A 12,109-nucleotide genomic window follows, 5' to 3' on the forward strand; every position below is an offset into this window, starting at 1 on the left:
TCTGCGACGTTGCTCATGCGCTTACTCCTTCAACTAGTGGTGCGGACAATTTATCGACCCGGCGCTGGTGCCGGTCGCCGCCAAATGGGGTTTTCAGAAAGACATCCAGACAGTCCTTCGCGATTTCGATGCCGACAAGCCTTGCCCCCATGGCAATGACATTTGCATCATTATGTTCCCGCGACAGTTTCGCCGACAGGCCTTCGGAAACCAAGGCACAGCGACAGGCGGGATTGCGATTGACCGCAATCGAGATGCCGATGCCCGAACCACAAAGAGCGACGCCGCGCTCAGCCGAACCAGACGCCACCGCCTCGGCCAGCTTATAACCATAATCGGGATAATCGACGCTGTCAGTGTTCATCGGCCCCAGATCGCTGACTTCATGCCCTGCCTCTTGCAACCAATCCACCAGCGCGGCCTTCATTTCAAGGGCGGCATGATCGGAGGCAATGGCAACGCGCATGGACTATTCCTGTGGTTAGAATCGAATGGCCGCTATTTAGTAGAGAGTGCCGCGATAGGCCACCAAATATTTGACGCGCCACGTCATGCAAAGCCTGACGAAGCAGCCTGTCCCTGCGAAGGCAGGGATCAACCCCGGCGAAGGCCGGGATCCCTCTCCGGTTGAAAAATGTTCACGTTCTTCAAGACTCCGGAGATGATCCGGAATTACCAGCGACTTGACGGTTTTCGCGGCCGTCAAATCTCCATCTGGCTGCCCAGTTCGACCACGCGATTGGTGGGCAGCTTGAAAAATTCCATTGCCGTCGCCGCGTTGCGCAGTAGCCAGGCAAAGAGTTTTTCCCGCCAGATCATCATCTCCGGCTTTTTCGACGGCAACAAGGTCTGGCGCGACAGGAAGAAGCTGGTTGTCATCATGTCGAACTCCATGCCGCATCCCGTGACCTCTTTCAGCGCCTCGGGAACGTCGGTTTCCTGCATGAAACCAAAATGGAGGATGAGGCGATAGAAACCATGACCAAGATCCTTCGCTTCACAGCGCTTGTCGGCAGCAACCGTCGGGATATCCTGAATGTTGACGGTCAGGATCACGACCCGTTCGTGAATGACCTTGTTATGCTTGATATTGTGGAGCAGCGCCGATGGCACACCGGCGGAGGAGGACGCCATGAAAATAGCCGTGCCTGGCACCCGGGTGGCGCTATTGGCAGCAGATTTGGTAAAAACTTCGATCGGCATGGCCGATTCAGCCATATTTTTCCGCATGATCTTGCGCCCTTTCGCCCAGGTCGTCAGAATGACGAAAGCGACGCCACCGACAGCCAGGGGGAACCAGCCGCCATCGGGAACCTTGGTCAGATTGGCGGCAAAATAAGCGCCGTCAACGATGAAGAAAACCGCCAACAGCGGCACGGTAATCCAAAGTTTCCATTTCCACAGGACCACCATCACGATGGCGATCAGACAGGTATCGATGAACATCGCGCCGGTCACAGCGATCCCATATGCCGAGGCAAGATTACTCGAACTCTGGAAGGTCAGCACCAGCAGGATGACCGCAATCATGATCGCCCAGTTGACGAACGGAATATAGATTTGGCCGGCTTCCGACGCGCTGGTGTGCTTGATCGTCAGGCGGGGGATGAAGCCGAGTTGAATCGCCTGATGGGTCACCGAGAACGAACCAGAGATCACCGCTTGGCTGGCAATGAAGGTTGCCATCGTCGCTAGAATGACCAGCGGCAGACGAAGCACTTCCGGCGCCATGATGAAAAACGGGCTTTTGATCGCTTCGGTTGCACCGACCGCATCCAGCGAAAGGATCATCGCGCCCTGGCCGAAATAGTTGCACAGCAGCGCCGGCATGACGAAACCGTACCAGGCAATCCGCATCGGTTTCTTGCCGAAATGCCCCATGTCGGCAAACAGGGCCTCGGAGCCGGTAACCGCCAGCACCACCGAACCCAGTGCCAAAAATGCCTTGAAACCATCGGTCATGAAAAACTGCACGGCATACCAGGGGTTGAAGGCCAACAATACCGACGGGTGCCCGACAATCTGGATCACGCCAAGCGTACCGATAACGGCAAAATAGACAAACATCACCGGAGCGAATAGCGCGCCGATTTTCGCGGTGCCGCGAGACTGGATCAGGAACAGGAATACCAGCAGGGTTAGCGCGATCGGAATGACCAGATGGCCCAATCCGGGCTGCACAACAGCCAGTCCTTCAACCGCGGAGAGAACCGAAATCGCCGGCGTGATCATACTGTCGCCATAGAAAAGCGCGGTTGCAAATACGCCGAGCAATATCGCCAGCCAGCCATATTTTGATCGTCGCATCGCCCCGGATATCAGCGCCACGAGCGCCAGACTGCCGCCCTGCCCTTTGTTGTCGGCGCGCATGGTGATGGTTACATATTGGATCGTCACGACCAGCGTCATTGACCAGAAAATCAGGCTGACCACACCAAGCACATGGATACGATCCAGTTCCAGAGGGTGCGCGCCAATGAAAGTCTCGCGAAACGCGTAGAGCGGACTGGTACCAATGTCGCCAAACACGATTCCAATCGCGCCTGCGGACAATTTGGCGATGGCAGTATTGCGCTGAGGCGAGCCATGGGTTTGCACCGTGCTGCCTTGCGCTTCGGCGCTTTCGTTTGGTTCTGCGGACATTGGTTGGCCGTTAAGGCGTACCCCGATCAAGTTGGACGAAACAGTCTTTTACTGACATTCGGTTCAGCAACGCGCGTGCGCTTAGCACCAGCATTTAGCAGGCGCAACAAAGCGACTGATTGCGAATATCAACTCATTCAAAATGCAAGGTTTTTACTGTTCGGCGGGAGACTCCGGCTCGACCGGAAGCGATGGTTGTATCTGTTCCATCGTTGCCAGCCGCGACTCGAGATCCGCGCGCCACGGGGCGTCTTCGCTACTCCGGGCCAGCAATTCGGTCCAGATCGCCCGGGCCTGATCGATCTTGCCCGACTGTGCATAGGCCAGGCCGAGGAAAAATGGTGGTCCAGGATGTTCGGGCGACAGGTCGGCGGCCTGCTGGAAGGCGAATTGCGAAGCCGGCGTCACCAAGCCACCGGCATGAACGACCAGCGCATTGCCCAGCCCGACCCAGAGATCGGGATCGTCCGGATGCTCTCTCACCCCGTTGCGCAAATAATTGGCCGCGGCGCCATGCTTTCCGGCACGATTGAGCGAGTCGGAAAAGATCAGCCATTCCTGCGCGGAACCGAAACGTTCGCCCATCTCATTGCGCGCATCAATCATATCATCGTCAAAACTATTGGGCTTTTCTATCGGCACGACCGATACGCCGGCCATGCCGGGATGCCCTTGCCAGGCATAACCGGCGATACCGAGCAACAGCGCGGCAGCGGTGATTTCATAGGTCACACGCGGCATTTTTCCCAATTTGATTAGAGCGCCTGCACAAATAAGTACAAACAGAAGAAGTATGATCCAGCCCATCATTCACTACCCTTGGATTTGCGGAAACGCCCGCGCGCGAGCCACAAGGCAGCGAGCAACAGGATGAATGGCGCGATCCAGAGTGGCCATGTGATTGCCGAAGCGATCGGCGGATCATAGGACACCCAATTGCCATAGCGTTCAATCAGCCAGCTTCTGACTGCTTCCGGCGTTTCACCAGCGGCGATTCTTTCCCGCACCTGGCTGCGCATATCGCCTGCCATCGGCGCATTGCTGTCAGCAATCGACTGACTCTGACATTTCAGACAGCGCAATTCAAACATCAAGTCGCGCGCAGCGGCTTCTTGCACCGGATCATCCAGTTGCCGGTCGGCATAAGGTGCCGGTGGCAGGCCGGTTTGTGCGGCAATCGGGACCGAAAGAAACAGGACAAGAAGGGCAAGAAATCGCTTCATGCCGCGTCCTCCAGCAATTCGATCAGCTTGGCGACATCCTCTTGGCGGATTTCGCCGATATGCTGATAAACGATGATGCCATTGCCATCGATCACGAAGGTCTCCGGTACGCCGGACGAACCCACATTGAGCTGCACCTTGCTCGTCGTGTCGGTCCCGATCCGCGTATAGGGATTGCCCCAGCGATTGAGGAAAATGGCAATATCTTCGGGCGTATCGCGGCTGGCAATCGCATTTATTTCCACGCCTGCCTTCTGCAGGGCCAGCAGTTGCGGTGCCTCGGCGATGCAGGGCACGCACCAGCTGGCAAAGATATTGAGCAATGTTGGCTTGCCCTTGGTGAGGTCGGCGCTGCTCAAGGCAGGCCGCTGTTCAATCGCAGCGGGCAAGGCAAATGCTGGCATCGGCTTGCCGATCATCTTGCTCTCGATGATATTGTCTTTCGGTATCATCAGACCAGTCGCCACCGCGACGAAGAAGACGCCAAAGAGTGCAAGCGGCAACCAGAGCAGCCAGCGGTTCATATCATCGCCTCGGCATATTCCCGCTGCTTGCGCTGCTTATAGCCCCGCCGCAACCGACCGATCATCGCCAAAAGTCCGCCCAGTGCGACCAAAATCCCACCAAGCCAGATCAGCGTGACGAACGGCTTCCACCAGACTCGCACCTGCCAGCGCCCTTGACTATCGCCGTCGCCGAGCACGACGTAAAGCTGCCCGTTCCAGCGCGTCAGCAGCGCGGCTTCGCTGGTTTGCGTCTGGGCCGCAGCAAACATCCGGTTCTGCGGTTTGATTTCATGCAGGACACCATCGCCATATTGCGCGGTCATCCGGCCCTCGAGCGCGGTCCAATTGGGCCCGGCAACCGGTTCAATCGCTTCAAACTCAAGTGTCCACTTGTTCACCGTGATTTCGTCGCCCGGTTTTGCCGCGACCAGCATTTCTTCGGTAAAACTGCTCTCGCAAGCCATGCCGACCAGCGCTACCGCTATGCCGAAATGGGCGATAACCATACCGTAAGTGTGCAGCGGAGTACGGCGCAGGTTGCGCTTCCACAAAGGCGCAAAACTGGCGACCGCGACCCCTGCGGCCAGCCCCAGGCCGAGCAGCGCAAGAATCGACATGCCTGTGGTGAACAGCGCAAGCGCAAACAGGGCCGCAGCAGCGATAAGCACAGGTATCGAAATGCGATTAAGCAATGCCTTGGGACTATCGCGTCGCCAGCGCAGCAGCGGACCGGCCGCCATGACCGCTACCAGCAGCAGCGCCAGTGGGCCGGTTGCCAGATTGAAATAGGGCGGGCCGACGGACAGCTTCTCACCCGTCACCGCTTCCACCAGCAGCGGATAAAGCGTGCCGATAAAAACCAGCGCCAATATGACCGACAGCAACAGATTATTGGCGACCAGTGCGCCTTCCCGGCTGATCAGTTCGAACCGGGAGCCTTCCTTCACCGTGCCGACACGAAGCGCGAACAGAGCCATAGCGCCGCCAATATAGATGGCGAGCAGAGCCAGAATGAAGCTGCCTCTTTCTGGGTCGACGGCAAAGGCGTGGACACTGGTCAGGATGCCCGACCGAACCAGAAATGTACCGATCATCGACATCGAAAAAGCGACCACGGCCAGCATCAGCGTCCAGGCGCGCAAGCCGTCGCGCGTCGCCAATACGGTCACCGAATGGAGCAATGCGGTCGCCGCCAGCCAGGGCATGAGCGACGCATTTTCGACCGGATCCCAGAACCACCATCCGCCCCAACCCAGCTCATAATAAGCCCAATAGCTGCCCGCCGTGATGCCGAGCGTCAGGAATATCCATGCTCCCAGCACCCATGGCCGCATCGCCTTGGCAAAAGCCGCCCCGACATCGCGGGTGATCATCGCGCCGACGGCGAAGGAAAAGGCGACCGAAAGCCCGACATAGCCGAAATAGAGCGTCGGCGGATGGAATGCGAGACCGGGATCCTGCAGCAGCGGATTGAGCCCCTGCCCGTCCGCCGGGACCGGGAACATCCGCTCAAACGGGTTGGAGGATACCAGCAGAAAAGCGTAAAATCCCAGACTGATGAACGCCTGCGCCGCGAGCGTCGCCACCAGGGTTCTTTTGTTCAGCGAACGCTCGAATAGTGCGATAAAGGCACCGGCCAGTCCCATGACCGTGACCCAGAGCAGCATCGATCCTTCATGATTGCCCCAGGTGCCGGCGAATTTATAGAGCAACGGCTTCACCGAAGCGCTGTTCATCACCACCAGCCTGACCGACATGTCGGAGCGCAGGAACAACCAGATCAGCAGCAGAAAGGACAGGCTGACAAACAGGCCCTGCGCAACTGCCACCGGCCGGATCGCGGCGAAATAGTCATCCCGCTCGGCGCGCAGGCCAATCGCGCCCAGCGCAAATTGAAGGAGCGCGAGTGCAGCCGCAAGCCAGAGCGCGATTAGGCCGGTTTCGGCGATCATTGGACAAGCGTCTCCGTCTTGTGCTGGCCAGAAGTCATATCAATGCCCTCCAGCTCGCGGGGAATGTAATTTTCGTCATGTTTGGCGAGCAGCGTCTCGGCGACAAACATACCGTTCGCGTCCAGCCGGCCATCGGCAACCACACCCGAGCCTTCGACAAACAGGTCCGGTGTGATGCCGGTATAGGTGACCAGCTGCCGCGCGGTGCCGTCCCGCACGATGAATTGCACCGTGACACCATCGACCGATCGCTCGATCGAGCCTTCCTCGACCATGCCGCCCAGCCGGATCGCCTGACCCGCTTCCGGTTTCCGGTCCACAATATCGGACGGCGTAAAGAAATAGCTTGCCTGATCCTGCAATGCATAGGCCGCCAGCAGCCCTGCACCGATCAGTGCGACCAGCGCCAGCAGCACTAGGGTTAGTCTTTGATGTTTCGCCTTCATTTGCGTTTACTCAATTGATCTGCCTTGCTTTCCGCCTTGCGCATCGCGGCAAAGCTGTGCGCAATAACCGCTGCTGTGGAAATCAGCACTATGACATAAGATGCCAAGACAAAAGGCCAGTGGTTCATTCGGCGGCCATCCTTTTCAGCCGGGCTTCGACCTTTGTCTCCGCCAATATGCTGCGCATGCGCATCAGGACAATTGCCCCGAACAGCAAGCTGAAGCCAATGACATTTACCATCAACGGCCATAGAAAGGCACTATCGATCGTCGAGCCGCTGACCGTGATGCTGGCCGGTTGATGAAGGCTGTTCCACCACACAACCGAACGGTTGATGATCGGAATGTTGATAGCACCAACGATACCGAAGATTGCCGTAACCCGCGATACGCCGCCCTTGTCGCCGCTGGCATTGGCTAGCGCAATATAGGCCAGATAGAGAAAGAACAGGACCAGCACCGATGTCACGCGGCCATCCCAGACCCACCAGGTCCCCCATGTCGGACGGGCCCAGATTGAACCTGTAATGAGTCCCAGCGCGGTAAAAACGGCACCGGGCACCGCCACCGCACGCGCAGCCACCGCCGCCAGGGGATGCCGCCAGACGATCTGCATGATGCTGGCAATCGCGATTGCCGACCAGCCGCCCATTGCCAGCCAGACCGTCGGCACATGAATATAGAGAATGCGGACGCTATCCCCCATCAGTTGATCCGCTGGCGCATATATCAAACCATAGATCGAACCGAAGATGACCAGCACCAGTCCGGCAACCAGAAACCAAAGGGTCAAGGGCTTGGCCAGCGTCAAGAAACGGGTAGGATTTGCAAAAGCGTGCATGAATTGAGCGGTGATTGCCTCGAGCTAGATCGCGTCCGGTGTCATTCCGGGGATTCGATGGCAGAAGCGCGGCTCATCGACAAGTGTTTTTGCTATTTTCGATTTGTCGCGAAGCGAAAAACACCCGGACGGAACGCTTCCGGGAGAAAAAACGCAGCTGCAGTTGCTGAAATATATTATGATTCGGCGCTCTTGGTCAGTTGTTTGGCAAGCTGCAGCGCGGCTGGATAGTCGGTTTCAAAAGAAATCCCCGACTGGTTGCCCGGCAAGCCGATGCGCGTCAGCATTTCCCGCGGCTGCGACTGGACGCCGGATAAGATTATCCTGGCGCCCGATACTCTGGCCTGTTCGATAAATTCCTCGATCATCGTCACCCCGCTGGCATCGAGCATCGGTACCAGCCGCATGCGCAGGATGACGACCTTGGGCGTGCGCCCGATCTTGCGCATCGCATCGAGCAATTCACCCGCCACGCCGAAAAACACCGGCCCGCTGATCCGGAACACTTCCACGTCTTCGGGAAGGTCGTCCCGCTGATCCAGATCTTCACCATCAAGTTCCGGATCCCGGTCCAGTGATTTTCCGTCTTCCAGCTGCACGGTCTCGCTCATCCGCGCCATGAACAGGAGCGACGCCAATGTAACCCCGACGCCGATTGCCACGGTCAGATCCACCAGGATGGTCAGGCCAAAGGTCAGCAGCAATACGGCGCGGTCACTATTGGGCATGCGCAGCAGCGCGACAAACCGGTCAAATTCACTCATACCCCAGGCAACCATGAACAAAATGGCCGCGAGCGCCGCCATCGGCACATAAGCCATTAAATCACTGCCAAACAGGATGAACAGCAACAGGAACAGCGCGTGCATCATCCCTGCCACTGGTGTCCTTGCGCCCGCCTTGATATTGGTGGCGGTGCGCGCAATCGCTCCGGTCGCTGGCAAACCACCGAATGCCACCGACCCCAGATTGGCGATGCCCTGGCCGATCAATTCCTGATTCGAACGGTGGCGGGTGCCGGCCATGCCATCAGCGACAACCGCAGAGAGCAGCGCCTCGATGCCGGCCAGAAAGGCGATCGTGAAGGCAGAAGGAAGCAGTTCGACGATTTTTGCCCAGGACAGGACTGGAAGCGAAGGCATCGGCAAGCCGGAAGGCATATCGGGAAACCGGGTCCCGATCGTCTCGACCGGCAGTTGGAGTAGCGCCACCACCACCGAGGCCAGCATGATCGCAATCAGGAACCCTGGCAATTTGGGCGCGAATTTTCTGAGCGCCACAATCACGGCAAGAGCGCCAAGACCGACCAGCAAAGTCATGATATGCACAGAGGAGATCGCGCCAAAATAGGCCTGCCATTTGGGCAAAAATTCAGCCGGAACATTTTCCAGAGAGAGACCCAGAAAGTCCTTCACCTGGCTGGTCGCGATGATCACGGCGATTCCGGCGGTAAAGCCCGTCACCACCGGGTGCGGGATGAACTTGATCAGGCGCCCGATCTTGAACAGCCCGGCAGCGATCAGGATCAGCCCGGCCATGAATGTGGCGATCAGCAGGCCATCATAGCCATGCAGGGCAATCACATTGAACACGACGACGACAAAGGCGCCGGTTGGCCCACCAACCTGAACCCGGGAGCCGCCAAAAATCGAGATCAGAAACCCGGCAATAACCGCCGTGACAAGCCCCTTGTCGGGCGACGCACCGCTGGCGATGGCCAGCGCCATCGACAGGGGTAACGCGACGATGGCAACGGTCAGCCCTGCAATAGCGTCGGCTTTGTACAGGCTGAAATTATAGCCCTCGCGCATGGTCGTGACGAATTTGGGGGTAAAGCTCTGCATCCGGGTGTCTCGCTATCCTGCGTCCGCTTCCGACTTTGCCTGGTCGAACAATATCGAGCCGACCTTGTTGGCCGACTTGCCGTCCACATTCTCGCGCAAACGCACACCGCGCCCGATACCGATGCTGGATGCATTTTCGCCGATCAATTCGATGCCGCCATTTTCCAGCGCTCCGATAACCTTGACCAGCGTATCGATGACGCCGCGTACCTGTCCGTCCGAGGATTCCATGCGCTGGATCGTCGGCAACGAAAGCTGCGCCAGTTCCGCCAGTTGGCGCTGATCGATACCGAGCAAGGCGCGCGCTGCCCGCATTTGTTGAGACGTGATCATTTTTCTATCCATTATGATATATTAAACATCAATAATCAGTATTAACATTCTATTCTAAATCTGTATAGTGACCTTTCATCATGAACGACAAATCTGCACCGGCAATCCTGACAGGAAGGCCATCATGATGATTTTCACAGCGGTGATGGTGCCTGCGCTCGGCCTGGTTGGTTCAAAATCTTCCCGGTCTCAGGCGGATCATCCGGCGACTATCACAAGCGAGCGGCTGACGTGGCGTCAGCCGATAATTCCAATGACAATGGGACAGGTAAATTTAATGGCCGGATTTGAGACTTTGCTGGACAGAATCGTTGATGACATGCGCAGCGGCGATGGTGCAGACAGCAATGTGACGGAAAAATCTGGTCGCAAGGCCTTGCCTAAAACCGCCCTGCAGGCCGCTGTCCGCGGCCTGCAGGGCCATTGCCCAAGCTGCGGTGAAGGCCGGATGTTTCCCCGTCTTCTCAAGCCGGTTAAACATTGCCCCCTCTGCGGCCAGGACTGGACCGCTCAACAGGCGGATGATTTCCCCGCCTATGTGGCGATCATATTGACCGGGCATATCATGGCCCCCGTCATCATCTTCATGGTCAACGAGACCGGTTTTTCCATGTGGACCAATCTGGCGATCATAATTTGCCTGGCGCTCATCCTGATCGCTGCGTTGCTGCAACCGGCCAAAGGCGCGATCATCGCCCTGCAATGGTGGATGGGATTGAACGGATTTGAAAAGCCCGCTCGGCCAGACGAAGGCCTGGAATCAGATGATCGAAAAAATCGCCCGTAACGGATTGGAATAAAAGCCAATCCGATACACTGGCCCGATTGCCGGCTATCGCCCGATCAACGCCATCGCCATATTGTCCGCGACAACCGAGTCCGGCAATTTTTGCGATGCGCTCTGCGCCCAAATCTCGGTCAGTCGCTGCGGGATCATCGCGACCCGGCGGTTGACTTCGTTGACATCGCCATCACCGAGATATTCCAGACCAACGCTGATGATGCCGCCGCTATTGATGACATAATCCGGGGCAAACAGGATGTTGCGATCAAAGATGCGCTGCCCGTCTTCGGGAGTCGCCAGCTGGTTATTGGCACCGCCTGCAACGATCGGAACATTAAGATGAGCGATAGAGACTTTGTCCAATATCGCGCCCAAGGCATTGGGACTAAACACATCTGCTTCGATCCGCATGACCTCGTCGAGACCGACGACCGTTGCGCCAATTTCTTTTGCTAGCGCCGCAGCGTGATCCTTGTTGATGTCAGCGATACTCAACTTCGCGCCATCCTTGGCCAGCAGGCGGGCCAGACCGCCGCCAACGCTGCCAACGCCCTGAATCGCGACATGGACGCCGTCCATATTGTCCCGGCCGAGCTTGTGCGCCACCGCTGCCTTCACGCCCAGATATACGCCAGTTGCCGTAAACGGTCCTGGATCGCCACCGGCTTCACCGCTCTTGCTGACCGGCAGACCGGAGACATATTTGGTCTCTTTGGTCAAAGCTACCATGTCTGCTGCGGTTATTCCGACATCTTCTGCGGTCACATATTGCCCGCCAAGCGACTCGATCATCCGGCCGAAGGCAGCGAGCATTTCCGGGGTCTTGGTGCGATTGCGATCAGCGAGAATCACCGCCTTGCCGCCGCCCAGCGGCAGACCGGCCATCGCATTTTTGAAACTCATGCCGCGCGACAGGCGCAACGCATCGGTCACTGCGGTTTCGCGATTTTCATAATGCCAGAAGCGGGTTCCGCCTGCGCCGGGGCCGAGATGCGTGCTGTGCAAGGCGATAATCGCACTGAGACCAGTGTCCGCATCATGAAAAAAATGGACGGCTTCATGGTCGTCAAAATCCGGCAAATCCCACATCGCGCTCATGGCTGTAATCCCTAGCAAATTGGAGTAATTAAATATCCCATAGCTGTAATTTAATTACAAATAAAGAGAGACTTTCCAACAGGGCCAGGTGGTGGTGGCCTTATTTATCTTCTGCTTCTCTAGGGAAAATGGGGCGATCGAGGGGTCTTGAACCCCCGACCTCCGGTACCACAAACCGGCGCTCTAACCAACTGAGCTACGATCGCCACAAGCCGCGCACTATATAGCCGCATTGCGCAGCGGTGCATAGGGATAGCGAGTAGCTATCGTCAAGCATTTAGCGGGGCGATTTTGAATTAAAACGCATCCCCGCGCTGACGATGGACAAGCCGTGCCGGTTGCCGTGCAGCATCGATCAGCGCCCGCTCCTCGACCAGAGCGCTTTGCATCTCGACGGCAAGGTCAACCCGGAACCAGCGCGTCGTCAGCTTGACCTGGC

General features: G+C 57.5%; 13 protein-coding genes and 1 tRNA gene. 1 reads left to right on the plus strand and 13 read right to left on the minus strand.

The annotated features are described in order from the left end of the window. Positions 1 to 13: 13 nt before the first annotated feature. The 11 genes from rpiB to V7665_RS01670 form a co-directional block, all read right to left on the minus strand. Complete coding sequence (rpiB, locus tag V7665_RS01620) at positions 14 to 466, minus strand: ribose 5-phosphate isomerase B (protein WP_335662788.1); 453 nt, start codon at positions 464 to 466, stop codon at positions 14 to 16. A 236-nt stretch (positions 467 to 702) separates the two neighbouring features. After that, positions 703 to 2,643, minus strand: a complete 1,941-nt coding sequence (locus V7665_RS01625) for a potassium transporter Kup (RefSeq protein ID WP_335662789.1) — start codon at positions 2,641 to 2,643, stop codon at positions 703 to 705. Positions 2,644 to 2,796: 153 nt separating this feature from the next. Further along, the gene (locus V7665_RS01630; protein ID WP_442955152.1) at positions 2,797 to 3,375 is read right to left on the minus strand and encodes a tetratricopeptide repeat protein; all 579 of its coding nucleotides are present in this window, start codon (positions 3,373 to 3,375) and stop codon (positions 2,797 to 2,799) included. Positions 3,376 to 3,449: 74 nt separating this feature from the next. After that, positions 3,450 to 3,866: a cytochrome c-type biogenesis protein gene (locus V7665_RS01635; protein ID WP_335662791.1), complete on the minus strand. Its 417-nt coding sequence runs from the start codon at positions 3,864 to 3,866 to the stop codon at positions 3,450 to 3,452. Further along, a complete protein-coding gene (locus V7665_RS01640) occupies positions 3,863 to 4,390 on the minus strand; it encodes a DsbE family thiol:disulfide interchange protein (protein ID WP_335662792.1) in 528 nt (175 codons plus the stop codon). The genes V7665_RS01635 and V7665_RS01640 overlap by 4 nt, the downstream gene beginning before the upstream one ends. Then, positions 4,387 to 6,324 carry a heme lyase CcmF/NrfE family subunit gene (locus tag V7665_RS01645; protein ID WP_335662793.1) on the minus strand — a complete coding sequence of 646 codons (1,938 nt, stop codon included), beginning with the start codon at positions 6,322 to 6,324 and terminating at the stop codon, positions 4,387 to 4,389. The genes V7665_RS01640 and V7665_RS01645 overlap by 4 nt, the downstream gene beginning before the upstream one ends. Continuing rightward, positions 6,321 to 6,770 (minus strand): cytochrome c maturation protein CcmE, encoded by a 450-nt coding sequence (gene ccmE, locus V7665_RS01650; RefSeq protein WP_335662794.1) that lies wholly within the window; start codon positions 6,768 to 6,770, stop codon positions 6,321 to 6,323. The genes V7665_RS01645 and ccmE overlap by 4 nt, the downstream gene beginning before the upstream one ends. Next, on the minus strand, positions 6,767 to 6,898 hold the full coding sequence (locus V7665_RS01655) for a heme exporter protein CcmD (RefSeq protein ID WP_335662795.1): 132 nt from the start codon (positions 6,896 to 6,898) through the stop codon (positions 6,767 to 6,769). Before V7665_RS01655 ends, ccmE begins: the two co-directional genes overlap by 4 nt. Beyond that, positions 6,895 to 7,611 carry a heme ABC transporter permease CcmC gene (gene ccmC, locus V7665_RS01660; RefSeq protein ID WP_335662796.1) on the minus strand — a complete coding sequence of 239 codons (717 nt, stop codon included), beginning with the start codon at positions 7,609 to 7,611 and terminating at the stop codon, positions 6,895 to 6,897. The genes V7665_RS01655 and ccmC overlap by 4 nt, the downstream gene beginning before the upstream one ends. A 176-nt stretch (positions 7,612 to 7,787) precedes the next feature. Beyond that, the gene (locus V7665_RS01665; protein ID WP_335662797.1) at positions 7,788 to 9,455 is read right to left on the minus strand and encodes a SulP family inorganic anion transporter; all 1,668 of its coding nucleotides are present in this window, start codon (positions 9,453 to 9,455) and stop codon (positions 7,788 to 7,790) included. A gap of 12 nt (positions 9,456 to 9,467) precedes the next feature. Beyond that, on the minus strand, positions 9,468 to 9,788 hold the full coding sequence (locus V7665_RS01670) for a helix-turn-helix domain-containing protein (protein ID WP_335662798.1): 321 nt from the start codon (positions 9,786 to 9,788) through the stop codon (positions 9,468 to 9,470). Positions 9,789 to 9,912: 124 nt separating this feature from the next. On the opposite strand from V7665_RS01670, the gene V7665_RS01675 reads away from it, so the two are divergent. Further along, positions 9,913 to 10,575, plus strand: coding sequence for a DUF983 domain-containing protein (locus V7665_RS01675; protein ID WP_335662799.1), 663 nt, complete (start codon positions 9,913 to 9,915; stop codon positions 10,573 to 10,575). 45 nt (positions 10,576 to 10,620) lie between these two features. On the opposite strand, the gene V7665_RS01680 is transcribed toward V7665_RS01675, so the two are convergent. Both V7665_RS01680 and V7665_RS01685 read right to left on the minus strand, forming a co-directional pair. Continuing rightward, positions 10,621 to 11,670 (minus strand): Leu/Phe/Val dehydrogenase, encoded by a 1,050-nt coding sequence (locus tag V7665_RS01680; RefSeq protein ID WP_335662800.1) that lies wholly within the window; start codon positions 11,668 to 11,670, stop codon positions 10,621 to 10,623. Between the two features lie 129 nt (positions 11,671 to 11,799). After that, a tRNA-His gene (locus tag V7665_RS01685) sits at positions 11,800 to 11,876 on the minus strand. Positions 11,877 to 12,109: the final 233 nt, after the last annotated feature.

The sequence above is a fragment of the Parasphingorhabdus sp. genome (genome assembly GCF_036964675.1).
In the GTDB taxonomy this organism is placed as follows: domain Bacteria; phylum Pseudomonadota; class Alphaproteobacteria; order Sphingomonadales; family Sphingomonadaceae; genus Parasphingorhabdus.